The 25,982-nt window shown below is 63.9% G+C and carries 21 protein-coding genes and 2 tRNA genes; 6 read left to right on the top strand and 17 right to left on the bottom strand.

The genetic code is table 11. The annotated features are described in order from the left end of the window. Nucleotides 1–129 precede the first annotated feature (129 nt). Nucleotides 130–807 carry a prolyl hydroxylase family protein gene (locus K7G81_RS05275; RefSeq protein WP_223029701.1) on the top strand — a complete coding sequence of 226 codons (678 nt, stop codon included), beginning with the start codon at nt 130–132 and terminating at the stop codon, nt 805–807. 54 nt (nt 808–861) lie between these two features. On the opposite strand, the gene K7G81_RS05270 is transcribed toward K7G81_RS05275, so the two are convergent. Together K7G81_RS05270 and K7G81_RS05265 are read right to left on the bottom strand one after the other, a co-directional pair. Further along, nucleotides 862–3,570 carry a TonB-dependent receptor domain-containing protein gene (locus K7G81_RS05270; RefSeq protein WP_223029700.1) on the bottom strand — a complete coding sequence of 903 codons (2,709 nt, stop codon included), beginning with the start codon at nt 3,568–3,570 and terminating at the stop codon, nt 862–864. 81 nt (nt 3,571–3,651) lie between these two features. Beyond that, nucleotides 3,652–5,253, bottom strand: coding sequence for a beta-helix domain-containing protein (locus K7G81_RS05265; protein WP_223029699.1), 1,602 nt, complete (start codon nt 5,251–5,253; stop codon nt 3,652–3,654). Between the two features lie 313 nt (nt 5,254–5,566). Here K7G81_RS05265 and K7G81_RS05260 point away from each other — a divergent pair, with 313 nt between their 5' ends. After that, on the top strand, nt 5,567–5,782 hold the full coding sequence (locus K7G81_RS05260; protein ID WP_223029698.1) for a hypothetical protein: 216 nt from the start codon (nt 5,567–5,569) through the stop codon (nt 5,780–5,782). On the opposite strand, the gene K7G81_RS05255 is transcribed toward K7G81_RS05260, so the two are convergent. The 3 genes from K7G81_RS05255 to lon all read right to left on the bottom strand — a co-directional run bounded on the left by K7G81_RS05255 (nt 5,761) and on the right by lon (nt 8,750). Continuing rightward, nucleotides 5,761–5,835 (bottom strand) — tRNA-Val (locus K7G81_RS05255). The genes K7G81_RS05260 and K7G81_RS05255 overlap by 22 nt on opposite strands. Before the next feature lie 91 nt (nt 5,836–5,926). Then, nucleotides 5,927–6,199, bottom strand: coding sequence for an HU family DNA-binding protein (locus K7G81_RS05250; RefSeq protein WP_223029697.1), 273 nt, complete (start codon nt 6,197–6,199; stop codon nt 5,927–5,929). A 145-nt stretch (nt 6,200–6,344) separates the two neighbouring features. Then, entirely contained in the window at nt 6,345–8,750 is a 2,406-nt protein-coding gene (lon, locus tag K7G81_RS05245; RefSeq protein WP_223029696.1) for an endopeptidase La, read from the bottom strand. An 87-nt stretch (nt 8,751–8,837) separates the two neighbouring features. On the opposite strand from lon, the gene K7G81_RS05240 reads away from it, so the two are divergent. Continuing rightward, nucleotides 8,838–10,604 carry a M1 family metallopeptidase gene (locus tag K7G81_RS05240; protein ID WP_439649524.1) on the top strand — a complete coding sequence of 589 codons (1,767 nt, stop codon included), beginning with the start codon at nt 8,838–8,840 and terminating at the stop codon, nt 10,602–10,604. Nucleotides 10,605–10,624: 20 nt separating this feature from the next. Further along, nucleotides 10,625–11,224 (top strand): methyltransferase family protein, encoded by a 600-nt coding sequence (locus K7G81_RS05235; RefSeq protein ID WP_223029695.1) that lies wholly within the window; start codon nt 10,625–10,627, stop codon nt 11,222–11,224. A gap of 4 nt (nt 11,225–11,228) precedes the next feature. Here the strand turns inward: K7G81_RS05235 and K7G81_RS05230 are convergent, their stop codons facing one another. The 8 genes from K7G81_RS05230 to K7G81_RS05195 all read right to left on the bottom strand — a co-directional run bounded on the left by K7G81_RS05230 (nt 11,229) and on the right by K7G81_RS05195 (nt 19,890). Beyond that, a complete protein-coding gene (locus tag K7G81_RS05230) occupies nt 11,229–12,977 on the bottom strand; it encodes an aspartyl protease family protein (protein WP_223029694.1) in 1,749 nt (582 codons plus the stop codon). A gap of 34 nt (nt 12,978–13,011) precedes the next feature. After that, complete coding sequence (locus K7G81_RS05225) at nt 13,012–13,620, bottom strand: GNAT family N-acetyltransferase (protein ID WP_255586632.1); 609 nt, start codon at nt 13,618–13,620, stop codon at nt 13,012–13,014. A 38-nt stretch (nt 13,621–13,658) separates the two neighbouring features. Next, nucleotides 13,659–14,165, bottom strand: coding sequence for a CPBP family glutamic-type intramembrane protease (locus K7G81_RS17980; RefSeq protein WP_223029693.1), 507 nt, complete (start codon nt 14,163–14,165; stop codon nt 13,659–13,661). A 1-nt stretch (nt 14,166) separates the two neighbouring features. Next, the gene (clpX, locus tag K7G81_RS05215; protein ID WP_223029692.1) at nt 14,167–15,435 is read right to left on the bottom strand and encodes an ATP-dependent Clp protease ATP-binding subunit ClpX; all 1,269 of its coding nucleotides are present in this window, start codon (nt 15,433–15,435) and stop codon (nt 14,167–14,169) included. 100 nt (nt 15,436–15,535) lie between these two features. Further along, nucleotides 15,536–16,225: an ATP-dependent Clp endopeptidase proteolytic subunit ClpP gene (gene clpP / locus K7G81_RS05210; protein WP_223029691.1), complete on the bottom strand. Its 690-nt coding sequence runs from the start codon at nt 16,223–16,225 to the stop codon at nt 15,536–15,538. 542 nt (nt 16,226–16,767) lie between these two features. Then, entirely contained in the window at nt 16,768–17,694 is a 927-nt protein-coding gene (locus K7G81_RS05205; protein ID WP_223029690.1) for a glycosyltransferase family 2 protein, read from the bottom strand. A 313-nt stretch (nt 17,695–18,007) separates the two neighbouring features. After that, nucleotides 18,008–19,702, bottom strand: a complete 1,695-nt coding sequence (gene tig / locus K7G81_RS05200) for a trigger factor (RefSeq protein WP_223029689.1) — start codon at nt 19,700–19,702, stop codon at nt 18,008–18,010. Nucleotides 19,703–19,805: 103 nt separating this feature from the next. Beyond that, a tRNA-Leu gene (locus K7G81_RS05195) sits at nt 19,806–19,890 on the bottom strand. Nucleotides 19,891–20,012: 122 nt separating this feature from the next. On the opposite strand from K7G81_RS05195, the gene K7G81_RS05190 reads away from it, so the two are divergent. Then, a complete protein-coding gene (locus K7G81_RS05190) occupies nt 20,013–20,648 on the top strand; it encodes a retropepsin-like aspartic protease family protein (protein WP_255586631.1) in 636 nt (211 codons plus the stop codon). On the opposite strand, the gene K7G81_RS05185 is transcribed toward K7G81_RS05190, so the two are convergent. From K7G81_RS05185 to gatC, 4 genes are all read right to left on the bottom strand, one after another. Then, nucleotides 20,641–21,243 carry a peptidylprolyl isomerase gene (locus tag K7G81_RS05185; RefSeq protein WP_223029688.1) on the bottom strand — a complete coding sequence of 201 codons (603 nt, stop codon included), beginning with the start codon at nt 21,241–21,243 and terminating at the stop codon, nt 20,641–20,643. The genes K7G81_RS05190 and K7G81_RS05185 overlap by 8 nt on opposite strands. Further along, nucleotides 21,243–22,697, bottom strand: a complete 1,455-nt coding sequence (gene gatB / locus K7G81_RS05180; protein WP_223029687.1) for an Asp-tRNA(Asn)/Glu-tRNA(Gln) amidotransferase subunit GatB — start codon at nt 22,695–22,697, stop codon at nt 21,243–21,245. Before gatB ends, K7G81_RS05185 begins: the two co-directional genes overlap by 1 nt. Nucleotides 22,698–22,933: 236 nt before the next feature. After that, complete coding sequence (gene gatA, locus K7G81_RS05175; protein ID WP_223029686.1) at nt 22,934–24,418, bottom strand: Asp-tRNA(Asn)/Glu-tRNA(Gln) amidotransferase subunit GatA; 1,485 nt, start codon at nt 24,416–24,418, stop codon at nt 22,934–22,936. Then, nucleotides 24,418–24,705: an Asp-tRNA(Asn)/Glu-tRNA(Gln) amidotransferase subunit GatC gene (gene gatC, locus K7G81_RS05170; protein WP_223029685.1), complete on the bottom strand. Its 288-nt coding sequence runs from the start codon at nt 24,703–24,705 to the stop codon at nt 24,418–24,420. The genes gatA and gatC overlap by 1 nt, the downstream gene beginning before the upstream one ends. Nucleotides 24,706–24,837: 132 nt before the next feature. Here gatC and K7G81_RS05165 point away from each other — a divergent pair, with 132 nt between their 5' ends. Further along, complete coding sequence (locus tag K7G81_RS05165) at nt 24,838–25,947, top strand: DUF3089 domain-containing protein (RefSeq protein WP_223029684.1); 1,110 nt, start codon at nt 24,838–24,840, stop codon at nt 25,945–25,947. The last annotated feature ends 35 nt before the right edge of the window (nt 25,948–25,982 follow it).

The raw sequence follows: 25,982 nt of genomic DNA, 5'->3' as shown, positions 1-25,982 counted from the left end.
TATCCCCGGACTCCGCTCGTCCGGGCTCCTGTTACAGACTGATCGCTGCGCTGTGAAATGTTTTGGGCGAGCGTGTGGCGATTTGCCTCCGCTCTGGCGCCGGCGAACGCCATTTGGCAAAATGCCGCCATGGCCAGCCTCGCGAATCCCGCTCCGCCGCCCGAGACGTTCGGTTCGGGCTATCCGTCCGAACCTGTAGTGGCGTTCATCCAGTCGCATGCGAACGTGCAGAAGGTGCCCAACCCCAAGCTGACGCTGTTTCTCAAGCGCGATTTTCTCGAGCCCGAGCTGTGCGCCGCGCTGATCGATATGATCGATGCCAAGCGCCGCCCCTCGACCGTCTCCGATTACAATGGCGACGCCTCGTTCCGTACCAGCGAAACTTGCGATCTCGACAAGAGCGATCCTATCGTCGCCGCGGTCGAGGCGCGGATCATCGCGTTTACTGGGCTCGACCCCGCGCATGGCGAGCCGATCCAGGGTCAGCGCTACGCCGTTGGCCAGGAATTCAAGGCACATACCGATTATTTCGATCCGCGCGGGCAGGACTTCCAGAAATATTGCTCGATCGCCGGCAATCGCACCTGGACGGCGATGATCTACTTGAACGAGCCGGGCGCCGGCGGCGCGACGCGGTTCAAGGCGGTCAACAAAATCGTCCAGCCCGAAGCCGGCAAATTGCTCGCCTGGAACAACCTCAGGCCCGATGGATCGGGCAACCCTTCGACGATCCATCATGGCATGAAGGTTCGAGAGGGCACCAAATACGTCATCACCAAGTGGTTTCGCGAACGCCCCTGGGGATAACGTGACCCCGGCCGCTCCTTTGATGCGACCGGGGCCTTTCCCCTTTTCAGACGGTCAGAGCTTCAGGCTGAGCCCGATCGATCCGCTGGTGCCGACATCGTACAGGTTCCAATAGACCTTGTTGTCGCCAACCTGCTGGTATTCCTTGTACTTGGTCCCGGTGATGTTGCGGATGTCGAGCTTCACCTCGAAATCCACGCCGCCGATCGTGATCCCCTGCCGCGCGACGAAATCCAGGTCGAAACCGGGATATTCGTAGACGTCCGGCTGCGCGCCGGGGCCGCGATCGGTCAACCGCTTGCTCGCATAGGACAGGATGAAGGTCTGCTGCGAAAGGTGGTCGGTATCCTCGAGCCCGATCTGCAGGTTGGCGACGTGATCCGATTGGCCGGTGAGCGGGCGCCCGTCCTTGAACAGGTCGGTTGCCGCGATCTCGCGGCCGAGATTGTTGATCGTCGTGTCGTTATCGCCGACCGATACCCGCGAATGCGAATAGGTGTAGTTGGCGACAATCACGGCCCGCCGCGTGGCGAACAGATCGAAATGCTTCTGCACCTCGGCCTCGACACCGTACAGACGCGCCTTGGGGGCGTTGGCAAAGCTCGAGAAATAGGTATTGCCGTCGGTATAGAGATATTGCTCGATCGGATGATTGATCCGCTTGGCAAATACCGCGAGCGAGACATGCTGTTCACGCGCGAAATACCATTCGTATCGCGCTTCGACGTTATACAGCTGGCTGTCGACCAGATTGGGGTTGCCGTAATAATCGCGGTTGGTGTCGGGATCGTAGAACCGCTGGTAGAGCAATTCGCGGAACTGGGGCCGCGCGATCGTCTTCGAACCATTGAAACGCAGCTGCATTTCAGGCGCGATCTGCCACGTCAGCGTAGCCGATGGCAGCAGATAGTCGCGATCGATCCGGTTGCCCGCGGTGGAACTGACCGGCACGTCGAACACCTGCAGCGGATCGACCGTCTCGACGGCATGTTCGTAACGCGCGCCGACGTTTAGTTCGAGCGCATCGTTGATGTGCCAGTCACCCTGCAGATAGGCGGCATTGTTGCGCAGGGTCGCGCCGAACGCCGCGGAGGCCTGGGTCGGCTCGGAAATGTCGACGTTGTAATATTTGATGACTGTCGGTTCGAGCAGATAGTCCGGCCGGAACAGTGACACCGGCCCCGGATTGTTGATATTGAACCCGAAACCGTCGGCAGTGCGGTTCTGCAGGAAGTAATCGAACTCGCGACGGCTCGATGTGCGCCGCTGGTCGGTATAAGCGGCGCCCGCGGTCAGCGCGAAATTGTCGGCGGCGTGCATCGTGATGTCGAGCCCGCCGGACCACAAATTCTCGTTGAGCTTGGAGAACGATACCGCCGCATTGCCCGACTGGCTATCGAGCACGTTGACATAATTGCCTGCATACGGGCCCGCTTCGACCAGCGAGTAGCCGAACTCGCTTTCGTACGGCGCGTTGCGCTTCGAATTGGCGTAGCCGAGCCGTGCGTCGAGATCGACCGCGCCGAACTTGAACTCACCAACCAATTGCGAATCGATCAGTTGCCGCTCGTACCAGGCGGTGTTCTGGATCATCCGCTTGTAGCCATTGTAGAAGGTCTCGCCCTTGGCCAGGCGCGTGTCCTTCAGCGTGTCGCGGATGAATAGATTGGTCCAGCGGATCTTGTTCTCGCCGAACTCGAGGCCCGCACCGAACAGGCCGTCGACGACGACGCGATTGTCGGTGATGATGCGCTGATAATCAGTCGCAAGGCTAGAAAGATCGGCGTTGCTCGCGGTCTGATTGGTGGTGTCGCGAGTCCGCCATTTGTTGGAATAGCCCGCCGTGGCGATCAACCCGAGCGAGGCACCGCCGAGGTCGAAGGTCTTGCCGGCGGTGACATTCCCGTTCCAGTTGACCGGGATATTGTTGTTGCGCTGCACCACGTCGATGCGGCCGACGACAAGCTGCGAGGCCAGCGCTTCGCGATCGTCCTGCGACAGTTCGGGCAACGTCTTGCCGCTGTTGAGGAACGCCTTCAGCGCCGGCGGATTGTCGCGCTGGCCATTGTCGAAGCCGGTCCAATCGGTCGGGCTGCCGTAATAGGTATAGCCGAGGTTGCCGGTGGTGTAGGTATCACCGCCGATGCTGCCGCCGATCGAGATGAAGCCCTCGCGTGGCGCCGCCTTGGTGGTGAGGTTGATGACGCCGCCGCCGAACTCACCGGGGAAATTCGCCGAATAGCTTTTCTGTACCAGCGACGAATCGATCACGTTAGTCGGGAAGATGTCGAGCGGCACGACGCGCTTGAGCGGCTCGGGGCTCGGCAGCGGCAGGCCGTTCAACAGCGCCAGCGAGTAGCGATCGCCGAGGCCGCGGACATAGACATAGCCGTTGCCGACAACGCTGAGGCCCGTGACACGCGACAACGCTCCGGCAATATCGCCCTCGCCGGTGCGCGCGATATCCGCCGAGGATAGCACCGAGACGACCTGCGGGGTCGCCTGCTCGATATTGACCGTGTGCCGGCCGATCACCACGATATCGCCGCCCGGCACCGATACGTCCGGCTGCTCCTGCGCGCCGCTATCGGCGGGCGGCGCACCGGTCTGCTCGATTGCGCTCGGCGTCTGCGTCGTATCCGGCTGCGGCTGCGGCGTGTCGATACCCGACGTGCCCGGCGAGGTCTGCGCCCATGCCATGGCAGGTGCGACGATCGCCGACGTCGCCAACAACAAACGCCCGAGCGCCAGCATCTTGTTCATCCCGAAACCCCCTTGAAAACAGTCAAGCAGGGGTGAGGCGCTGCCGTGGCACCGCCCCACCCCCTTTCGTCACGCGTCGGCTCAGTTGTCGTAAACGGGCAAGGTCGTGCAGGCACCGTTGGTCGATCCGAAATCGACCGCAGCGCTGTTGCAGGTCCAGCCCTTGTACCAGGTGTCGTTGGCGTCCTTGACCGCGCCGATATACGACACGGTGTCGAAGAACGGGTCCGACGCCTTCGGGTCGGAAACCGGTACCGCCAACTCGTTGGCGCCATCGATGATCGTATCCGTCAGCGAGGGCGTGAAAGAGTCGTTGTTGTTGTTGCTGCCCGATCCGAACGCAGCCTCGACCTGCGCCGCCGTCACTGTGCCGTTGGTGTCGCTGCCGACATATTTGGTCGATGCACACTGCATCACCATCGACTTGAACACCGGCGGGCCATTTTCGTCCTTCGAGGCATCGGCAGCCTGGAGCGTCGCCGGGTCGCTGATGCGCAGGCAGGGATTGTCCGGGCTCACCAGGATGCCGTTGAGCAGCGAATAATCGGTCTGGCCGCGCAGCAGGATCGACGCCTTGTCCGAATTGTTCGGCGAACGATCGATGAAGGTGAAGTTGGAAACGCGGGTATCCTGCCGCGGAATGTCCGATGCGGTCGCGTTGTCGGTATCGGCCTCGATCATCGTGTCGCCGATGCCCTGGCGCTGCACCACGATCGCATATTGGAAGCGCGCCTTGGTGCCGGTATCGCTGTCCATCGCATCGTCTTCGTCGCCGACGACGATATAGTGCTTGAGGTGCGGATGGCCGCCGAAGAATTCGGCGCCGTCGTCCGAGCTGTTGTACGACATGTAATGGTCGATCACGGTGTCGCTGCCGATTGCTTCCGGCGTCAGCGACTGCAGCTCGTTATCCGGCGACAGCGCGTAACCCGAATAGCGGATCTGGATATATTCCAGATCGCCGCTGCTGGTAACGTTGTCGTCGCCGCCATAAACAGCAGGATCGGCCGCGCCTTCGGTCTGGCGCTCGCAGGCGGTGGTGCCCGGGGTCGCCGAGGGGCTCTCGCAATCGGTGACCTGACCGCGGCCCATCAGCACGACGCCGCCCCACTGGCCCGAAGAGCTATCGGACGTCAGGCCAAGGACGTTGTCCTTGCTGGTGAAGATGATCGGCTTGTCGGCGGTGCCGACGGCGTTGAGCTTGTTGCCGCGATTGACTGCGAGCCACGTCGGGCCGGCATCGGCATAGATGATGACGCCCGGATCGATCTTCAGCGTGACATTGGTGTCGCTCGCGGTCTTGGTCGGGCCGCCATCGTCACCGACGTCGACACGGCCAGCCATGCGATAGAGCAAGCCCTGCTCATACGGCAGCTCGAGATTCGAGCTGATCTTCGCGGGCAGCGTGCAGATCAGATACTCGCCGGTCGGGCCGGTGATCGTGGTGCCGTTGGTATCCCCCTTGGTCGTGCCGGTCGGACAGTCCGCCGCCGGCGTCACACCCGGGGTCGGGCTCGGGCTGGGGCTCGGGCTGGGGCTCGGCGACGGTGAGGGCGCCGGGTTATTGATGGTGATGTTGCCGCCGCTGCCGGGCGACGCAATGTCGTCGGCGCCGCACGCCGACAGCGCGGCCACCGCGGTGCCGCTGAGCAGGATCATCCCGACACGCTTGAAGCTGGTCATACTATCTCCGATCGATCGCGTTTCGTTGGCGTCGGCGCACGGATGGCGCGCCTCAGATCGACTCGGTTCCCCCTGTCGATCCCGGCGCCGGGCTAGACGTCGTGGATGACGGTTTGATGCGAGTTCGGAGACTCATGGATGACATTCAAGTGACAGTTACATGACATTGCGCGAGGGCAACACAGGTGCAACTGATCGAGATTAGTGCTATGACGCCATCGTCCATATAGGGTGCGGACGTGGGGTGGGCTTCAGACCGGGAAGGACTGATGGCCAATATTGTCGCGTCCGTCGTGCAACCATGATTTCGCTGGTGATCTTGCGGGAAGGCGAGCATTGCCTCGCCGGCATGGCATCTGGCGGCTATGTCTGCTGCCGCCGCGCCGGCCACGATGGCGAACACGAATTCGCGCCGATCGACATGGTGATCGTTGCTGCCGAGGCTCGTTCAGCCCTGACCGACAACGACAAAGAGCCGGCTCGCGGCAGCGAACCGGCTCTTGTATATGGTGGGCGCGGCTGGGATTGAACCAGCGACCCCTGCGGTGTGAACACAGTGCTCTACCACTGAGCTACGCGCCCGAAAAACGAAGCGGCGCCGGTTGCCCCGGCGCCTGCTGCGTCGCGCTGCCCTTAGGCAGCCGGCCGGGGCTTGTCCAGCCCCGGCAAGCGATCAGTTGACCGCGTCCTTGAGGCCCTTGCCCGCCTTGAACTTCGGCTGGGTCGACGCCTTGATCGTCATCGGTTCGCCGGTGCGCGGATTGCGGCCGGTCGAGGCCTTGCGCTTCGAAACCGAGAAGGTGCCAAAGCCGACGAGACGGACTTCATCGCCCTTCTTGAGCGCCGCTGTGATCGAATCGAATACAGACTCGACCGCCTTGCTGGCGTCGCCCTTGCTGAGGCCGGACTTGTCGGCAACGTCGCCGATCAGTTCTTGTTTGTTCATGCCGATGGAACCCCCTGGTTTACCGTGACTGGAATGGATTCGCGGCCGAAGCCGGTTGCACAGTTAAGGCGAGTCGGCACGCGCGAGTCAAAGCAAAACCGTGATTTCCACGCCCGAAAGCGCAGGAATCACGGGCAACCGTCCCTCAATGATGCATTTCGCCGCCGATTCCGGGAACCGCAGCCGGCGGCTGCGCCGCCAGTTCGTCCGCCTCGCTCCAATCGATCGGCTCAAGCACATCGACGAGAGCCAGCCGCAGAACCTCGTCGACATGCGCGACCGGCACGATCTCCAGCCCTTCGCGGACATTGGCGGGGATTTCCGTGAGATCCTTTTCGTTCTCGCTCGGGATCAGCACCGTCTTGATGCCGCCGCGCAGCGCCGCGAGCAGCTTCTCCTTCAAGCCGCCGATCGGCAGCACGCGGCCGCGCAGCGTAACCTCGCCGGTCATCGCGATATCCTTGCGCACCGCGACGCCGGTCAGCGTCGAGACGATCGAGGTGACCAGGCCGATCCCCGCCGAGGGCCCGTCCTTGGGCACTGCGCCCTCGGGCAGGTGGACGTGGATATCCTTGCGCGCGAACAGGCTCGGCTTGATGCCGTAGCTGGGGCTGCGCGCCTTGACGAAGCTGAACGCGGCTTCCACCGATTCCTTCATCACGTCGCCGAGCTTGCCGGTCGTCTTGATCGCGCCCTTGCCGGGCACGGTGACGCTCTCGATCGTCAGCAACTCGCCGCCGACCTCGGTCCAGGCGAGCCCGGTCACCGCGCCGATCTGGTGCTCCTCTTCCGACAGGCCGAAGCGGAATTTCCGCACACCCGCGAAATCGGCGAGGTTCTCCGGCGTGATCGTCACACTCTCGGCTTTGCCTTCGAGGATGCGGCGCAGCCCCTTCCTCGCCAGCTTGGCAATCTCGCGCTCCAGCGTACGAACCCCCGCCTCACGCGTATAATAACGAATGAGGTCGCGCAGCCCCTCGTTGGTCAGCGTGAACTCACCGTCCTTCAGCCCGTGCATCTCGACCTGCTTGGCGATCAGGTGCCGCTCGGCGATCTCGACCTTCTCGTCCTCCGTATAGCCCTCGAGCCGGATGATCTCCATCCGGTCAAGCAGCGGCTGCGGCAGGTTGAGCGTGTTCGCCGTGGTGACGAACATCACGTCGGACAGATCGATGTCGATTTCCAGATAATGATCCTGGAACTTGTTGTTCTGTTCGGGATCGAGCACCTCGAGCAGCGCCGACGCCGGGTCGCCGCGGAAATCCTGGCCCAGCTTGTCGATCTCGTCGAGCAGGAACAGCGGGTTGCTCGTTCCCGCCTTGCGCAGATTGGTCACGATCTTGCCGGGCAGCGAGCCGATATAGGTTCGCCGATGGCCGCGGATCTCGGCCTCGTCGCGCACGCCGCCCAGCGACTGCCGCACGAACTCGCGCCCCGTGGCCTTGGCGATCGACTTGCCGAGCGAGGTCTTGCCGACGCCGGGCGGGCCGACGAGGCACAGGATCGGCCCCTTCAGCTTGTTGGTCCGCGCCTGGACGCCGAGGTATTCGACGATCCGGTCCTTGACCTTTTCGAGCGCATAATGGTCCTCGTCGAGCACCGCCTGCGCCGCCTCGATATCCTTCTTGAGCTTGGATTTCTTGCCCCACGGCAGCCCCAGCAGCACGTCGAGATAGTTGCGCACGACGGTCGCCTCGGCGGACATCGGCGCCATCGTCTTCAACTTCTTGAGCTCGGCCGTCGCCTTGCTCCGCGCTTCCTTGGAGAGCTTGAGCTTGGCGATCTTCTGGGTCAGTTCGGCGATCTCGTCGCCCTCGCCCTCGTCGCCCTCGTTGCCAAGCTCGCGCTGGATCGCCTTCAGCTGCTCGTTGAGATAATATTCGCGCTGCGTCTTCTCCATCTGGCGCTTGACGCGGCTTTTGATCTTCTTCTCCACCTGCAACACGCCGAGCTCGCCTTCCATGAAGGCGAACGCCATTTCCAGCCGCTTGGCCGGATCGCGCTCGACAAGCAGCGTCTGCTTGTCGGAAACCTTGATCGAGATGTTCCCCGCGATCGCATCGGCGAGCCGCGAGGCGTCGTCGATCTCGGAAAGCTGCACCGCGGTTTCGGCCGGCAGCTTGCGATTCAGCTTGGCATAATTCTCGAACTGCTCGATCACCGAACGCATCAACGCCTTGATCTCACGATCGGCGCGATCGAGCTCGCCCTGATCCTCGACCGGCTCGACCGTGCCGGTCAGGTAATCGCCGGTTTCCTCAAGCATCTCGAGGCGAGCGCGCTCCTTGCCCTCGACGAGCACCCGGACCGTGCCGTCAGGCAACTTGAGGAGCTGCAACACCGTCGCGCTGACGCCGACGTCATACAGATCATCGCGGCCGGGATCGTCCTCCGACGGATCGAGCTGCGCGATCAGGAAGATCTCCTTGTCGGCGGTCATCGCCGCTTCCAGCGCGGCGACGGACTTGTCGCGGCCGACGAACAACGGCACGATCATATTGGGAAAGACGACGATGTCGCGCAGGGGAAGAACGGGAAAACTTTGGGTCATGAACACTCCGATACGTCCGGATTCGGACGCGCTTTGCTCCTTATATGGTGGCGCCGGCCACGGCATCAATCGGGCGCGCGTAACCGCATGACGATGAAGGCAATATTGCCGCATCTGCTTGTCGCCAGCGGGCTGCTTTCGATCGCGGCCGGCGTCGACGCGCAGACTGCGACCCTGCCGGCCAAAGGAGAGCCTCCGCTCACCGCGCAGACGCAAAGATCGGGCGGCCCGATCGATCCTGATCAGGCGAAACTGCAATTCGACGTCGCCAACCTGCGCTTCGAGGTCATCCCCAAGACCGAGACGCTGAATGGCATTGCCACCCTGTCCTTCACCGCCAAGGCTCCACTGACCAGGCTGGTTATCGATCTCGACCACAATCTCGGTCCGCAGGCGGTCGCGATCGACGGCAAGCCGCTGCCGCAAGACGCCTGGGCCAATCCCGACGGTCGCCTCGTCATCACGCTGCCCGCGCCGGTTGCAGCCGGCGGCCACGTCTCGACGACGATCACATACAGTGGCCAACCGCACGTCGCCGTTCAGGCGCCGTGGGACGATGGCATGGTCTGGGCCAAGACCCCGGCCGGAAAGACGTGGTTCGCCACCACCTCCGAAGGCTATGGCTGCGACATATTCTGGCCGTGCCTCGATTTTCCGACCGGCGAGCCCGGCCGCGTCGATCTCCACATCACCGTGCCGAAAGGGCTCAAGGCGCCCTCGAACGGCGTGCTCAAGGGCGTCGACACGCTACCCGATGGCCGCACCACCTGGAACTGGTCGATCGCGCATCCCAACACCTATGCGATCGCGCTCAACGTCGCCCCTTATGAGGTGGTCGAGGGCGCCTATCACAGCCAGTATGGCAACGATATTCCGATGTTCTATTGGTACCTGCCCGGCGAGGAGGAACAGGCCAAGGCATTGTTTGCCGAATTCGCGCCGACGCTCGATTTCTACGAAACGATGATCGGCCCCTATCCTTTCGGTAACGAAAAGATGGGCGTGGTCGAAACGCCCTATGAGGGCATGGAGCACCAGACGATCAACGCCTATGGCAATCACTACGCGAAGGGCCCCGAGGGCTTCGACTGGCTGTTCCAGCACGAATTCGGCCACGAATGGTTCGGCAACCAACTGACCGCCGCCAATTGGGACGATTACTGGCTTCACGAAGGGTTCGAGGAATATATGCAGCCGCTCTACGGCCGATGGCTGCAGGGCGAGGCGCGCTACGACGCGATGATGCTCGATCAGCGCAACAAGATCGAGAACCGGGTGCCGATCGTCCGCGGCCGGGTAATCACCGAGGAAGAGGTTTACGAACCCAGCAAGGGCGGCCCCGGACAGGACATCTATTACAAGGGCGCATGGATCCTCCATACGCTGCGCAACCTGATCGGCGACAAGGCTTTTTTCGAGGCGACGCGGTTGGAGGTCTATGGCCGCCCCGATCCGAAGCCGGGCAATTTCCAGCCACGCTTCGGCTCGACCGACGAGTTCATCGCCAACGTCAACAAGGTGACGGGCAAGGATTATTCCTGGTTCTTCGACGTCTATCTGCGCCAGGCGCCGCTTCCCAAACTCGTCGCGCGGCGCGACGGCGACAGGCTCACACTCACCTGGCTGGCACCCGCGGGCCTGCCGTTCCCGATGCCGATCGAGGTCGAGATCGGCGATGCGATTACCAAGCTGGCGATGGCCGACGGCACGGGCTCGATCATCGTTCCCGCGCATGCGCATGTCACGATCGATCCCTATGATCGCGTGCTCAAGGACGAGCCGGCGATCGACGCTTATCAGGCGTGGAAGGCAAAACTCGCCGCGCAGAGGGCGGGCACCAAGGCAGCGGACTGACGGAACGCGGATCGGAAGGAGTGAGAATATTGCGGAGCTATCCGGTCGGCCTTCCCGGCCTTGCGGCACTGGCGCTGGGCTTCCTCGCGTTCCTGCTCGCCGTGATCGTCGCGCGCGCCAGGCGTGGAGAGACCGATGGCGCGACGTCGCGGCGCTCGCTCCGCTCGATGATCGGCATCGCCATCCAGGGCGTCGCTTTCCTGCTGACGTCGTTCGGCTCCGGCAACGCCATGCTCGACCCGCTGTCGCCGCTCGCGCTGATCGAAGCGGCCGCGATCGCCTTGCTGATGGCTGCCGCCGTGTGGCTGTTCGTCTGGGCGACGCGCGCGATGGGCCGCAACTGGAGCATCGTCGCCCGCACCCGCGCGGACCACGAACTCGTCACCACCGGCCCGTTCGCTTACGTCCGCCACCCGATCTACAGCGCGATGGCGCTGATCCTGCTCGCGCTCGCCATCGGACTCGGCAACGAGTGGCGGCTGATCGTCGCGCTGCCGCTCTACGCGCTCGGCACCCGGCTCAGGATCGCCGAAGAGGAGAGGCTGCTCCGCGCGATGTTCGGTCCTGCCTACGACGCCTATGCCGCTCGTGTGGCGCGCTTCATTCCGGGGCTGCTCTGAGCGCTCACGGCGAAACGCCATATTCCTTCATCGTCGCGGCAATATCGGCGTCGAGCTTCTTCGCCGCGGCGATATCGGCATCGCCCGCCGCCCTTTGCCCCAGTCGCAGCTTGGCGACACCGCGCCCATAGAGCGACGTCGCAATCTTCGGGTTGCGCTTCAGCGCATCGTCATAATCGTCGATCGCATCATCGAAATCGCCGCGCTCGAGGCGAACGAGACCGCGGCTGTCGAGAATGCTCGGATCGTGTGGTCGCAAGTGAAGACCGTGATTGCAGTCCGACAGCGCATCATCGAGATCCATCCCATGCGTCACGCGCGCCCAGCAGCGATTGTTGTACGCGGTGGCGAGCTTGTTGTCGCGCGGGTGCGCATCGATCCAGATGCCATATTGGCGGATCGCCTGCTTCGACAGATCAAGCGCGTCATAGAGCGTGCCGAGTTCGAACCGCGTGTCGCTCGGCGTCGCCAGGATGCGATCGGCGGCATCGGCGTCGGCCTCGGCGCCCGTATGGTCGTCCTGTTTCACCCTCAGCCAGGCGCGCGCCAGTCTCGCCGTGGCATCGTCCGGCAAGCGCGCGATCGCCGCGTCGAGATCGGCGCTCCCCGCTTTCTCGTCATGCATCGCCAGTTCGATCGTCGCGCGCTGGTATCGATAATGGCCATCGTCGGGCGCCAGCGCGACCGCATGGGTCAAATCGGCGAGCGCGGCCGCATATTCGTGTCGCGCGGCGGATGCCATACCGCGTCCGCCATAGGCCGCCGCGCTGGTCAGTTCGCCGCCGGCGACAGGCTTGGTTGGCCGGTTCATCGACAGATCGAACACCGGTCCGCCATTGTAGGTGAAATACATCCGGTGCAGCTTGTTCGAGACATAGACGCGGTGTGACAGGAAAAAATCGGCGCCGATCAGCATATCGATATCGTTCATGTCGCCAAGATCGCCGAAGCGTAGCCTGATCTTCTCGATCCGCTCGTCATCGCCGATCTGCAGGCTGTCGAACGAGCCGATCCATGTCTCGATATTGCCGCGCCCGAGCCCACCCTGATAGCCGGCCTCGACGACGCCGGGGCTGCCCGGCTTGACGCCGGCCCGCGCCGCGGCGCGGGTGGACAGCAGTGTGGCCGCCGCGCCGGTATCGAACATCGCCTTGAGCTTGACGCCGTTGAGCACGACCGTGCCCTGGGTATGGAATTGCGCCGATTTTACCGGCTCGATCTCCTCGACCGACACCGATTTTCCCTTCGCCCAATAGGCGAGGTTGAGATCCTTGTCGCAATGTTCGGGGCGCATCAGCCGGATCGCCCCGTTGCCGAGATCATATTCGACGTCGGTGACGCCAAGGATGTTCTGCCCCAACAATCCCGCTGCCCCGACCTCGCTGCCGCCGACGAGAAATTCGACATGATGAAGCTGGAGCCGGCCGAGCTTGAAATCGTCGATCGTGGTGATGTCCGTTTCGACTTCGCCGCCGATACCGTAGACGCGCAATTCCTGCGGCGCCATGTGCCGCTTGAAGCCGTATTCCGCCGCCGTACCCGGGCTGAGCGAACTGAAGAACGCGCCGCTATCGACCGCCAGGCGCAGCGCATGACCATCGAGCGTCGCCTCGACGGTGGGCTGGCGGTCGACGATCGTCACCGGCAGATCGAGCAATTTCCCGATTTGGCAATGGTGTTCCACCGCCGCCGCTCGGCCCGGCATCATCGCTACGCACGCCGCCGTCGCCAGCAGGCAAATCCCCCGTCGCATGCCCCCTCCATGCTCCCCTATTTACAGTGCTGTATCACGGGCCTGGCTGACGCGCCATCGACCAGAACCGCGGGCCGCCGCGCGGCACATCCCAAGTGTCGACAAGCTCGAAGCCGAGCCCCCGATAGAAACCGACATTCTTTTCCAGCGGCGTTTCGAGGTAACAGGGGAGGTTATCGCCAGCGGTGCGCGCAAGGCCATGGCGGATGATGGCGCCACCGATTCCGCGCCCTTGAAAAGCGGGATCGCAGCCGGCGATGTGGAGATACCAGAAAGCGGTTTTCGGGTGGTGGGCATCGATGGCATTGGCGACACGCAGCGCCCGGCCGGTCGCGCCGCCGAGCGCGTGGAGCAGGCGCGGCGCGTGGCGGATCATCTCCCAGATGCCCGTCTCCGCCTTGCCCGGCGCGCGCCACAGGGTCGCGGCTTCGGTGCCGGTGGTGACGAGCCGCATGCCGACCGGCGCATCGCCATCGAACAGCAGGGAGAACAGGCGCGGCAGCCGCTTCGCGCGGTCGGCCGGATCGGGGAAAATGAAGCGCATCGCCGGATCGTCGGCGAACGCCCGCGCCAGCATCGCGGCAACCGCCGGTCGATCGGCGTGCGCCGCGATGCGGACGTGTGGCAGTTGACGGTCAGCCATTGCGCGATGATGACACTGCCCTTTCGCCAACGCCATCCCTAAGACAGCACCGTCGCTGCCGCAAAGAGCGAGGCATTATAAAGCGCGTGGATTGAAGCCGCCGCTTGAAGTCCGCGGTTGATCCCCCGACGCCGCCATACGACGAACGCGATCGAGAAGATGAGGAACGGCCACACCACCGTCAGGCCCTGATCGATCGAATCGAGCCCGTGGATCACCCCCCACAGTGCCGCACTGCTGAGCACCGCTATCATCGATCCGGCGAACCGCTCGACGACCACCAACCATCCCGCCATCAATGCCGTCTCGATCAGCGGCGCACCGATGATTCCGTAGATGACGACGAACGCATAGGGCATCGCCCCGAAGTTCGGCACACCTGCGGGAAACGCCCAAGCGACTATCGATCCGATGACGACCGCCGGCACCAGCGCGAGCAGCCACGCGCGCAGCACGTAACCGAGCATCGGGCCGGTGTCGTCCAACAGGAAGAGCGGCGGCCGCAACCGGCCCATGCCGATCGCCGTGACGCCCCCCGCGGCCACCTCAGGCAGCGTCGCCGCTGGCTTTTTCCTTCTTGGCATAGACGCGGATCGGGTCCTTGCGGCCTTCGACCACGTCCTTGTCGATCATCACTTCGTCGACGCCGTCCATCGACGGCAGATCGAACATCGTGTCGAGCAGGATGCCCTCGAGGATCGAGCGCAATCCGCGCGCGCCGGTTTTGCGATCGATCGCCTTCTTGGAGACCGACACCAACGCATCATCGGTGAAGCCGAGGCCGACCGATTCGAGATCGAACAGCTTCTGATATTGCTTGACCAGCGCGTTCTTCGGCTCGGTCAAAATCTTGACCAGCGCATCGATATCGAGGTCTTCCAACGTCGCGATGACGGGCAGACGGCCGACGAATTCGGGGATCAGGCCGAACTTGAGCAGATCCTCGGGCTCGACCTGACGCAGCACCTCACCGGTGCGCTTTTCTTCCGGCGCAGCGACATAAGCGCCGAAGCCGATCGACTTGCCTTGCAATCGGTCGCCAATGATCTTCTCGAGACCCGAGAAAGCGCCGCCGCAGATGAACAGGATGTTGGTCGTATCGACCTGGAGGAATTCCTGCTGCGGATGCTTGCGACCGCCCTGCGGCGGGACCGAGGCGACGGTGCCCTCCATCATCTTCAAGAGCGCCTGCTGCACGCCCTCGCCCGACACGTCGCGGGTGATCGAGGGATTCTCGGCCTTGCGGCTGATCTTGTCGATCTCGTCGATATAGACGATGCCGCGCTGGGCGCGCTCGACATTATAGTCGCTCGCTTGCAGCAGCTTGAGGATGATGTTCTCGACATCCTCGCCGACATAGCCGGCCTCGGTCAGCGTCGTCGCGTCGGCCATGGTGAACGGCACATCGAGGATGCGCGCCAGCGTCTGCGCCAGCAGCGTCTTGCCGCAGCCGGTGGGACCGACGAGCAGGATGTTCGACTTGGCGAGTTCGACGTCGGCGCCCTTCTGGCCGTGCGCGAGACGCTTGTAATGATTGTGCACCGCGACCGAGAGCACGCGCTTGGCCTGCTTCTGCCCGATCACATAATCATCGAGCACGTCGCAAATTTCCTGCGGCGTCGGTACGCCGCCGTCCTTCTTCGAGACGAGCGCCGATTTGGTCTCTTCGCGAATGATGTCGTTACAAAGCTCGACGCATTCATCGCAGATGAAAACCGTCGGGCCGGCGATCAGCTTCCTGACCTCGTGCTGCGATTTACCACAGAACGAGCAATACAGCGTACTCTTGCTATCGCCGCCAGAGAGTTTCGTCATTCAATCCATCCTTGCGCCGTCACACATACCCGGGCGCGTTCGAGCATGCCGATCATTCTAGACCGGCAACGCTGCTTACCACAATCACCTAAATGCGCCGTTACGACTTGTCGCTCGGCAGCTTCGCCACGTCCGACGCATCGTCGGTCGGCGCGGGGCGCTTGTCGAACACTTCGTCGATCAGGCCGAATTCCTTCGACTCTTCGGCCGAAAGGAACTTGTCGCGATCCATCGCCTTCTCGATCTCCTCGATCGGCTTGCCGGTATATTTCGCGTAAAGCTCGTTCATCCGGTGGCGGATACGAAGGATTTCGCGCGCCTGAATCTCGATATCGCTGGCCATTCCCTGCGCGCCGCCCGACGGCTGGTGGATCATGATCCGCGCATTGGTGAGCGCCACGCGCATCCCCGGCTCGCCGGCGGCGAGCAGGAAGCTGCCCATCGACGCCGCCTGGCCGATGCACACCGTGCCGACGCGCGGGCGGATATACTGCATCGTATCGTGGATCGCCATGCCCGCCGTGACGACACCGCCCGGCGAGTTGATATACATATAAATGTCCTTCTTGGGGTTTTCCGATTCCAGGAAGAGCAATTGCGCGGTGATCAGCGAGGCCATCTGGTCCTCGACCTGCCCGGTGACGAACACGATCCGTTCGCGCAACAGGCGGGAGAAGATGTCGAAGCTGCGCTCGCCGCGATTCGACTGCTCGATGACGATCGGCACCAAGCCGTTGGTCAGCGTGGTCAGCGGCTGGATGAAATCACCGGTCTCGAACGGATTTTGCATGAAGGGTCTCAGGTCCTCTTGAGTTCGCTTTGTAACATCGGCGCTGGCGCGAATGAGTTCAAGCCCGGTTGAACGCCCGCACCGAAGTTGACCAAATTGACGGCGCGGGCAGCGATTCGCAGGGGAGCATCGGGACAAAGTGGAGAAAGCGGAGAAAGTGGAGAGCGTCGGAGGCTTTTTGCCGGCTTTCGTCTGCGAGGCGACCACGACGCGACAGCAACGCGACACGGGCGCGGCGCATGGGCGACCGATGCGCGACGATTTCGAAACGAGTCGCGCCGCCGGCGCTGCGGGCTGGCGGCGGCTTTGCGCCGGCGAGGCGTGGTGCACAACAAAGCGATGCTTCGACGAGCTCAGCACGAACGGCGGCACGGCTGGCGCGAATGCCGGCCCTTAGACCCTGAAACAAGTTCAGGGTGACGATCGGAGGAGGCCAGTGGCGCGCCCGTTGCGCGTGAAGATGCTGGCGCAAGTGTCGGTTCATCGCGCAGGATAGATCAGAGATAATCCAACTTTTGAAGGGGTCTTCCCCCGTTCCGCTGTCAAACGCCCGGCGCCTTATGGGCGAGATAGGCCAGGCGGCGGACTTCGCGGCGGCCGCGCACCACGGTATCGAGGATCAATCCGGCGAAACCGTTGAGGAAAGCGAGGATCATCAGGCCGGTGGCGAGGATCGCGGTGGGGAAGCGCGGCACCAGATGCGTGTGCATATAAGTGATGACGAGCGGCACCGCGAGGATCACTGCCAGCGCCGCAAACGCCGCGCCGATCCAGCCGAAGAACAGCAACGGCCGTTCAATCCGATAGAGCGTGACGATCGTGCGCAGGATGCGCCAGCCGTCCGAATAGGTGCTGAGTTTCGAGGCCGAGCCTTCGGGACGCGCGAAATAGGGCGTCTCGATCTCCGCAACGGGCATCTTGAGCTCGAGCGCGTGGACGCTGATCTCGGTCTCGATCTCGAAGCCCGACGACAGCACCGGGAAGCTCTTGACGAAGCGCCGCGAAAACACGCGATAGCCCGACAGGATATCGGAAAAGCTGCGTCCGAACAGACGAGCAAGCATGCCGGTGAGCATGCGATTGCCGAAGCGATGGCCGCGGCGATAGGCCTCGACCGCTTCGCCGACGCGGCTGCCGACGACCATATCGAGCTGCTCGTCGATCAGCCGCGCGATCAGCGCCGGCGCCGAGGCGGCGTCATAGGTGGCGTCGCCATCGGCCATCACGTAGATATCGGCATCGACGTCCGCGAACATGCGGCGGACGACATTGCCCTTGCCCTGCATCCGCTCGCTGCGGACGACGGCGCCGGCGGCGCGCGCGACCTCTATCGTGCGATCGCGGCTGTTGTTGTCGTAAACGTAGATCGCCGCATCCGGCAGCGCGCTGCGGAACCCGGCGACCGTCTGCGCGATCGCGGTTTCCTCGTTATAGCAGGGCAGCAGGACTGCGATTCTCGGACCGGTCACGTCGCCCCCTCATCACCCCGGACTCGCTCCGGGCCCACCGGGCGGCAGGTGCCGCCTGCGCGACTCCTGCCCCACCGTCGATGTCGGAACAAGGGTTCCCGTTACCGTGGCCGCCTTATTCCCGAGTTCGCGACATAAACCCCGTCATGCTGAACTTGCTTCAGCATCCATGGTGCGACGCCGGCGACGCGACTGGCGCGAATGGCGGTCCATGGACCCTGAAACAAGTTAAGGGTGACGCCCGGTCTTATGCCGCCGTCTCGCGGCCGACCATGGTGCTTTGACACGCGCCCATGGCCGACCGACATGACTTTTACTTCTTCGCCGGCGCCTTCTTTGCGGCCGGCTTCTTGGCAGCGGGCTTGGCTTCTACCGCAGGCTTGGCCGCCGCCTTCGCAACGGGCTTGGCGGTCTCGGCCTTCTTGGCCGGCGCCTTCTTCGGCGCAGCATCCTTCACCGGCGCGTCTGCCTTGGCCTTGGCAGCAGGCGCCTTGGCCGGCTTGTCGTCCTTTGACGGCGCCGCCTTGGTCGCGGCCTTTTTGGCTGGTTCCTCGGCCTTGGGCTCGTCCGCCTTCTTGGCAGCCGGCTTCTTGGCCGCGGGCTTTTTCGCCGCCGCCTTCTTCGGCTTGTGGTCGTGGTCGTGGTCGTGATCGTGGCTGTAGGTGCCGGTGGCGAAGCCATCTTCCGATTCGATCGCCGCTTCCAGCTCCTCGCGCGTCACTTCGCGATCGCTGATCTCGGCCTTTTCGAACAGGAAGTCGACGACCTTGTCCTCGTAGAGCGGCGCGCGCAGCTGGGCCGCGGCCATCGGCTCCTGCTGGACATAATGGATGAAGCGCTGACGATCCTCGGGCCCGTATTGCTGCGCGGCCTGCGCGATCAGGCGGTTCATTTCCTGCTGGCTGACCTCGACACCATTGGCCTGGCCGATCTCGGAGAGCAGCAGGCCCAGGCGCACGCGACGCTCGGCGATCGCCTTATAATCGTCGCGCTCGGCTTCCATTTCCTTGATCGCCGCCTCGGGGTCTTCCTCGTGGCTCGCTTCATGCTGCAACTGGGCCCAGATCTGATTGAACTCGGCCTCGACCATCGACGGCGGCACCGGGAAATCATGGCCCTCGGCGAGCTGATCGAGCAGCTTGCGCTTCATGTGGGTGCGGGTGAGCTGGTTGTGCTCCTGCTCGACCTGGCCCTTGAGCAAGCCCTTGAGTTGCTCCAGGCTCTCGAGCCCCATCGACTTGGCGAGCTCGTCGTCGATCTTGCTCTCGCCCGAGACCTGCACCTTCTTGATCGTCAGATCGAAGGTCGCGGCCTTGCCCTTCAGATTCTCGGCATTGTAATCGTCGGGGAAAGTGACGTTGATCGTCTTCTCGTCGCCCGCCTTGACGCCGACGATCTGGTCCTCGAAGCCCGGAATCAGGCGACCCGAGCCGATTTCGACCGCCATGTCCTCGCCAGTGCCGCCGTCGAAGGCGACGCCGTCGACCTTGCCGACGAAATCCATCACGACCTGATCGCCTTCCTTGGCCTTGTGGGTCTTGGCGGCGTCCTTCCAGTTCTTCATCTGGCTGGCGAAGGTCTTGAGCTGCTCGTCGACCGCCGAATCCTCGACCGGCACCGTCAGCCGTTCGAGCTTGAGCGCGTCGATCGCCGGCGTCGGCACGTCGGGCAGCACCTCGAGCTCGACCTTGACCTCGGCGTCCTTGCCGGCCTCATAGCCCTCGTCGAGCTCGACCGACGGCTGCATCGCGGGGCGCAGCTTGTTGTCGGCGATGACCTTCTGCACGCCTTCCTGGATCGACGTGTTGAGCGCGTCGGCGGCGAGCGCCTCGCCGTGCATCTTGCGGATCAGGTTGGCAGGCACCTTGCCAGGGCGGAAGCCCGGCATGCGCACCTGCGGCGCGACGCGCTTCACCTCGGCCTCGACCTTCTTGTCGATGTCCTTGGCAGTTATCGTCAGGGTGTAGGCGCGCTTGAGGCCTTCGTTCAACGTCTCGACAGTCTGCATAAGCTCGTCTTCAATCTCTTTCCTGGGCTGGGCAGTCCCTCGCTTCGCTCGGGAGTTGCGTTGCCGAAAAACGTCCCCAGGGACGTTTTCGAGTCAACGCAACTGGTGCGGGCGAAGGGACTCGAACCCCCACATCTTTCGATACTGGAACCTAAATCCAGCGCGTCTACCAGTTCCGCCACGCCCGCGTGGGACAGCAGGTCGGCGGCGTCTATAGCAGCGCAACGGCTGAGGGCAAGCCGAGTCGCATGCGGCGCTTATGGCATTGGCCGACGCGCCGACGCATCCTATCTTGCCGATCGATCCCGCGATGACCACGATGCTGCCGCACCTCTCCCCCGATATCCACCTCTACCTGCTGATCGCGCTGATCGCGATCGCCGCGACGGTGTTGCTGCGCGTGCGGCTGTTGCGCTCGATCGTCAGCTTCGCGGTGACGGCGGGGTTGATCGGCCTGCTGATCGTCGTCGTCATCCAGCGCGGACGGTACGATCCCTATTTCTCGCGGCTCGTCTCCGCCTTGCACCTCGGCGGGCAGGACGTGGTCGGCCAGGCGGTGCGCATCCGCATGGCGCCCGACGGGCATTTTTGGGCGCATGTCACCGTCAACGGCGTGCCGCGGCGGATGCTGATCGACAGCGGCGCGACGCTGACCGCCTTGTCGAGCGGCACCGCGGCCGCGGCGGGACTCAAGACCGACCAGCAGCTGTTCCCGGTGGTGCTCAACACCGCCAACGGATCGATCACCGCGCGCACCGCGACCCTGCCCGAACTGCGGCTCGGCGATATCGTCGCGCGCGATCTGCCGGTGGTCGTCTCGCCGGCATTCGGCGATACCGACGTGCTCGGCATGAATTTCCTGTCGATGCTCAAATCGTGGCGCGTCGAGGGCCGCGACCTGGTGCTCGAGCCGCATCACCCGCAAGCGGATGGCGCGATCAGCTAGACGCGGGCTCGCGCTTCGCGGAAATGATCTTGATCGGCTGCGCGGGCACCTCGCCCTTGAACGAGCCACGCACCGTCGCCGCCGGATCGACCGCGCCGTCGAGGATCGCGTTGACCACGTCCATTCCCGAGACGACGTGCCCGAAGGCGGCATAACCGAGATTGTCGCCCGGCTTGGACGGATCGGCATCGAACGACGGCCGCTGATCGCCGACCATGATCGTGAACTCGCCCTGCGCGGTGCCGGGCTCACGCCGCGCGATCGAAAGCGTGCCGTCGGTGTGGTGCAGGCCGGTCTCGGTGGTCGGCTCGTGCTCGATCGGCGGCAGCACGCGCTTGGGATCGCCGCTCACACCGAACTGCACGAAACCGAAATGATCCTGCACCTTCACCGTGCGATAGAAGGTCTCGCCGTCGAGCTTGTGCTGATCGACATAGGCGAGGAAATTCTTCGCGGTGATCGGCGCGTGGACGGTATCGACCTCGACGACGATCGGCCCCGCGCTGGTTTCGAGGTCGACGCGCGGCAATGCAGGCGCGGGCGGCGGCGCGGCGGGCGCCGCCTGGAGCATCAACGCAAGCGCCGCGCCGAGCATCAGCCGAGCGCCTTCTTCAGCAGTTCGTTGACCACCTGCGGATTGGCCTTGCCGGCCATCGCCTTCATCGTCTGGCCGACGAAGAAGCCGAACAACTTGTCCTTGCCGCCACGATAATCGGCGACCTTATCCTCGTTCGCGGCCATTACCTCGGCGATCACCTTTTCGATCGCGCCGGTGTCGCTGGTCTGCTTGAGGCCGCGCTCCTCGACGATTTTCGCGGGATCGTCGCCGGTTTCGAGCATGATCTCGAACACCTGCTTGGCGAGACTGCCGGACAGAGTGTCATCGGCGACCAGGCCAAGCAATTCGGCCGCCTGCGAGGGACTTACCGGGCTTTCCTCAATTCCCTTGCCAAGCCGGTTGAGCGCGCCGAACAGTTCCGAGGCGACCCAGTTCGACGCCTGCACCGGCTTCGCGCCCGCCTCAAGCAACGCATCGAACCAGCGCGCGGTCTCGACCTCGGCGGTCAGCACGCCGGCATTGTACGGGGTGATCCCCAACCCTTCATAGCGCGCGCGCTTGGCGTCGGGCAGTTCGGGCAGGCTGGCGCGACATTCGTCGAGGAAAGCGTCGTCGAGCTCGAGCGGCAGCAGGTCGGGATCGGGGAAATAGCGATAGTCGTGCGCATCCTCCTTCGAGCGCATCGACCGCGTCGTGCCGCTGTCGGGATCGTAAAGGCGGGTTTCCTGAACGATCGTGCCGCCGGCTTCGAGCACGTCGACCTGGCGATTGGCCTCATGCTCGATCGCCTGCATCACGAAGCGGACCGAATTGACGTTCTTGGTCTCGGTGCGGGTGCCGAAGGGGGCGCCCGGCTTGCGCACGCTGACGTTGACGTCGGCACGCATCGAGCCTTCTTCCATATTGCCGTCGCACGACCCGACATAGCGCAGAATCGACCTGAGCTTACGCACATAAGCACCTGCTTCGGCGGGAGAACGCATGTCCGGCCGGCTGACGATCTCCATCAGCGCGACGCCCGAGCGATTGAGATCGACATAAGAGCGCGTCGGATGCTGATCGTGCATCAACTTGCCGGCATCCTGCTCGACATGGATACGCTCTACGCCGATCGTCTTGGTGCCGCCCTCATCGAGCTCGATATCGAGCGAGCCTTCGCCCACAAGTGGATGATAAAGCTGCGAAATCTGGTAGCCTTGCGGCAGATCGGCGTAGAAATAATTCTTGCGATCGAAGCGCGACCATTTGTTGATCGCCGCGTCGATCGCCATGCCGGTGCGCACCGCCTGACGGATGCACTCGCGGTTCGGCACCGGCAGCATCCCCGGCATCGCCGCGTCGACCAGGCTGACCTGCGTATTCGGCTCCGCCCCGAACGCGGTCGAGGCGCCCGAGAACAGCTTGGCGTTGGAGGTGACCTGCGCATGCACTTCGAGGCCGATCACGACCTCCCACTCGCCGGTGGCGCCCTGAATACGATAGTCAACCATCTTTGCCTCGCCACGCGGACCCAGCCGCACGCTTTATATCAACCATTATCGGATCTAAATTTCGTTGAACTACCGCAAGCAGCTCGGGAGACAAGTTTTCAAGTGTCTCGGAGACGCCATCTAACGACTCGTCGACTTCCTTTGGCGAAACCAATCCTCGGTTGGCCAAAATCCTTAGAGAGTGCAGCGACGCATGCAGCCCTGCCATCGCAACCGGAAAGGTGTCCCTGCCCATTTTACCACCACGCCTCCGGCCGAGCCGCGAATCCGGCGCGTTGCTCCAGCGCCAAGCCGGCGTTCAACACGCCCTGCTCGTCGAGCGCCTTGCCGATCACCTGCAGGCCAAGCGGCAGGCCGTGGCCGTCCAGCCCGGCGGGCACGCTCATCGCCGGCAGGCCCGCGAGTGAGCTCGGCACGGTGAAGACGTCGTTGAGATACATCGCGATCGGATCGGCCGATTTCTCGCCCAGCGCGAACGCGGCTGACGGCGCCGTCGGGGTGAGGAGCAGGTCGCAGCTTTCCCACGCAGCATCGAAATCGCGCGCGATCAGCGTGCGGACCTTCGAGGCCTGGGTGAAATAGGCGTCGTAATAGCCCGCCGACAGGACATAGGTGCCGATCATGATGCGACGCTTCACCTCGTCGCCGAAGCCGGCGGCTCGAGTGGCGGCATACATATCCTGCAGGTTCGCGCCGTCGGGCAGGTCGCGCAGGCCGTAGCGCACGCCGTCATAGCGCGCGAGATTCGACGAAGCCTCGGCCGGCGCGATGATGTAATAAGCCGGCAGCGCATATTTGGTGTGCGGCAGCGACACCTCGACGATCTCGGCGCCGGCGTCCCTGGCCCAATCGATCCCCCGCTGCCACAGCGCGTCGATTTCCGAAGGCATGTTCTCGACCCGATATTCCTTGGGGATACCGATCCGCTTGCCCTTGAGATCGCTCGACAATCCAGCTTCCCATCTGGGTACGTCGAGCTCCAGCGACGTCGCGTCGCGCGCGTCGAACCCGGCCATCGCCTCGAGCATTATCGCGCAGTCGCGCACGTCGCGCGCCATCGGGCCGGCCTGATCGAGCGACGAAGCGAAGGCGACGATGCCGAAGCGCGAGCAGCGGCCATAAGTCGGCTTGATCCCGGCGATGCCGGTGAACGCGGCGGGCTGGCGAATCGAGCCGCCGGTATCGGTGCCGGTCGCCGCCGGGCACAGCCGCGCGGCGATCGCCGCCGACGAGCCGCCCGACGAGCCGCCCGGCGCGAGCGGTGCATTACCGCCGTCGCTGCGCCGCCACGGCGAGATGACGTTGCCAAACGCGCTGGTCTCGTTCGACGAGCCCATTGCGAACTGATCCATATTGAGCTTGCCGAGCATCCCGGCGCCGGCGTCCCACAATTTCTGCGAGACGGTCGATTCGTAGGGCGGCGTGAAGCCTTCGAGGATGTGGCTCGCCGCAGTCGACGGCACACCCTTGGTGCAGAACAGATCCTTCATCCCGATCGGCACGCCGGCAAGCGGCTTGGCCGCCTCGCCCGCCGCGCGCGCCTTGTCGGCGGCATCGGCGGCGGCAAAGGCGTGATCGGGGGTTTCGACCAGGAACGCGTTGAGCTGCTTGGCGGCAGACACCTTGGCGACGAACGCCTCGGCCACCTCGCGCGCGGAGAAGGCGCCGTCCTGCACGCCATCACGGATGGCGGCGACGCCGAGATCGGTGAGTTCGGTCATTATTCGATCACCTTCGGCACCGCGAAAAAGCCGTGTTCGGCCTGGGGTGCGTTGCTAAGCACCGCATCGCGCACGCCACCATCGGTGACGACATCGTCGCGCAGGCGCAGATGGTTGGGGATCACCGCCGTCATCGGCGCGACGTCGCGCGTGTCGACCTCGCCCAATTGCTCGATCCAGCCCAAGATGTTGCCCAGCTCGGGCGCGAGCCGGCCGGCTTCCTCTTCGGTGATCGCGATGCGCGCAAGGCTCGCGATCCGCTTCACGGTTGCAGTGTCTACGGACATAAGGGCGCGGCTAGCACCGCGCAGCGCGGCAAGGCAATGGCCTTCGCGATTGCGTTCGCAACAACCATCATGCACGAGAAACCTGCTCGCGCCCCGCGCGTTTATGTTGCATTGCACAATGGAGCTGCCATCTTGGCCCGCAAGTTCCTCTATCTGGTTGCTGCCATCATCATGCTCACCGTCGCCGCCGCCTTCGCCTACCGCCTGTTCGGCGCGCAGCTGATTCGGCAGGCGATGGTGCCGACGACGACGTTCAAGGCCGAGCCCGCGCTTGCCGGCAATGCCTATGACGATCGCAGGATGTGGTTGGCGCGGCCGGATATTCCGGACAATCCCGCGCTGTGGACGCCGCGAGGCTATACCCCCACCACGCATCCGCAAGCCGCGGTGTTTTTCATCCACCCGACCTCGTATCTCAATCGTGCGCAGTGGAACGCGCCGCTCGACGATGCCGAAGCCAATACCCGCGCCGCCCTGTTCCTGCGCGGCCAGGCGAGCGCGTTCAACGGCATCGGCGCGATCTGGGCGCCGCGCTATCGCCAGGCGACCTTCGGCGCGTTCCTGACCGACAGCAAGGCCGCGCTCGACGCCCGCGCGCTTGCCTATCGCGACGTCCTCTCCGCGTTCGATGCCTTCCTGAAGCAGATCGGGCCGAACCAGCCGATCATCCTCGCCGGCCACAGCCAGGGCGCGCTGCACCTGACGCACCTGCTCCACGATCGCGTCGCCGGCACCCCGCTCGCGCGCCGGATCGTCGCGGCCTATGTGATCGGCTGGCCGGTTTCCAAGACCGCCGATGTTCCAGCGCTGGGGCTGTCTGAATGCACGACGCCGGACCAGGCCGGCTGCATCCTTTCGTGGCAGACGTTCGCCGAACCGGCCGATCCATCGCTGATCTTCGACGCGTTCGACGCCACCACCGGGTTCACCGGCGCGCCGCGCGCGGGCACCGCGCTGGTCTGCACCAATCCGCTGACCGGCATGCCCGACGATGCCGCGCCGGCCGACGCCAATCAGGGCACGCTCTATCCCGCCGCAGACCTGCGCACTGCGACGATCACGCCGGGGCGGATCGGCGCTAAATGCGAGGGGCGCGGCATCCTGTCGATTGGCACACCGCCCGATCTGGTCGGCAATTACGTGCTGCCGGGCAACAATTACCATGTGTTCGACTATTCGCTGTTCTGGGCGAATATTCGTGCCGACGCCGCGCGGCGTTTGTCTTCGTTCGAATCGCGCTGAGGAAGGATTGCGGGCCGCTTCACTTGCGGTTGAGG

Origin of the sequence: Hephaestia mangrovi (assembly GCF_019880555.1) — a bacterium.
GTDB lineage: Bacteria > Pseudomonadota > Alphaproteobacteria > Sphingomonadales > Sphingomonadaceae > Sphingomonas > Sphingomonas mangrovi.
Note: the sequence above shows the minus strand (reverse complement) of the source record. Positions and strands in the feature narration are given on the sequence as shown.

Bases quoted from the DNA above. Each gene is read 5' to 3' on its own strand.
- K7G81_RS05275 (WP_223029701.1), top strand. From the start codon at position 130: ATGGCCAGCCTCGCGAATCCCGCTCCGCCGCCCGAGACGTTCGGTTCG.
- K7G81_RS05270 (WP_223029700.1), bottom strand. From the start codon at position 3,570: ATGAACAAGATGCTGGCGCTCGGGCGTTTGTTGTTGGCGACGTCGGCG.
- K7G81_RS05265 (WP_223029699.1), bottom strand. From the start codon at position 5,253: ATGACCAGCTTCAAGCGTGTCGGGATGATCCTGCTCAGCGGCACCGCG.
- K7G81_RS05250 (WP_223029697.1), bottom strand. From the start codon at position 6,199: ATGAACAAACAAGAACTGATCGGCGACGTTGCCGACAAGTCCGGCCTC.
- lon (WP_223029696.1), bottom strand. From the start codon at position 8,750: ATGACCCAAAGTTTTCCCGTTCTTCCCCTGCGCGACATCGTCGTCTTT.
- K7G81_RS05240 (WP_439649524.1), top strand. From the start codon at position 8,838: ATGACGATGAAGGCAATATTGCCGCATCTGCTTGTCGCCAGCGGGCTG.
- K7G81_RS05230 (WP_223029694.1), bottom strand. From the start codon at position 12,977: ATGCGACGGGGGATTTGCCTGCTGGCGACGGCGGCGTGCGTAGCGATG.
- K7G81_RS05225 (WP_255586632.1), bottom strand. From the start codon at position 13,620: ATGGCTGACCGTCAACTGCCACACGTCCGCATCGCGGCGCACGCCGAT.
- clpX (WP_223029692.1), bottom strand. From the start codon at position 15,435: ATGACGAAACTCTCTGGCGGCGATAGCAAGAGTACGCTGTATTGCTCG.
- clpP (WP_223029691.1), bottom strand. From the start codon at position 16,225: ATGCAAAATCCGTTCGAGACCGGTGATTTCATCCAGCCGCTGACCACG.
- tig (WP_223029689.1), bottom strand. From the start codon at position 19,702: ATGCAGACTGTCGAGACGTTGAACGAAGGCCTCAAGCGCGCCTACACC.
- K7G81_RS05190 (WP_255586631.1), top strand. From the start codon at position 20,013: ATGACCACGATGCTGCCGCACCTCTCCCCCGATATCCACCTCTACCTG.
- K7G81_RS05185 (WP_223029688.1), bottom strand. From the start codon at position 21,243: ATGCTCGGCGCGGCGCTTGCGTTGATGCTCCAGGCGGCGCCCGCCGCG.
- gatB (WP_223029687.1), bottom strand. From the start codon at position 22,697: ATGGTTGACTATCGTATTCAGGGCGCCACCGGCGAGTGGGAGGTCGTG.
- gatA (WP_223029686.1), bottom strand. From the start codon at position 24,418: ATGACCGAACTCACCGATCTCGGCGTCGCCGCCATCCGTGATGGCGTG.
- gatC (WP_223029685.1), bottom strand. From the start codon at position 24,705: ATGTCCGTAGACACTGCAACCGTGAAGCGGATCGCGAGCCTTGCGCGC.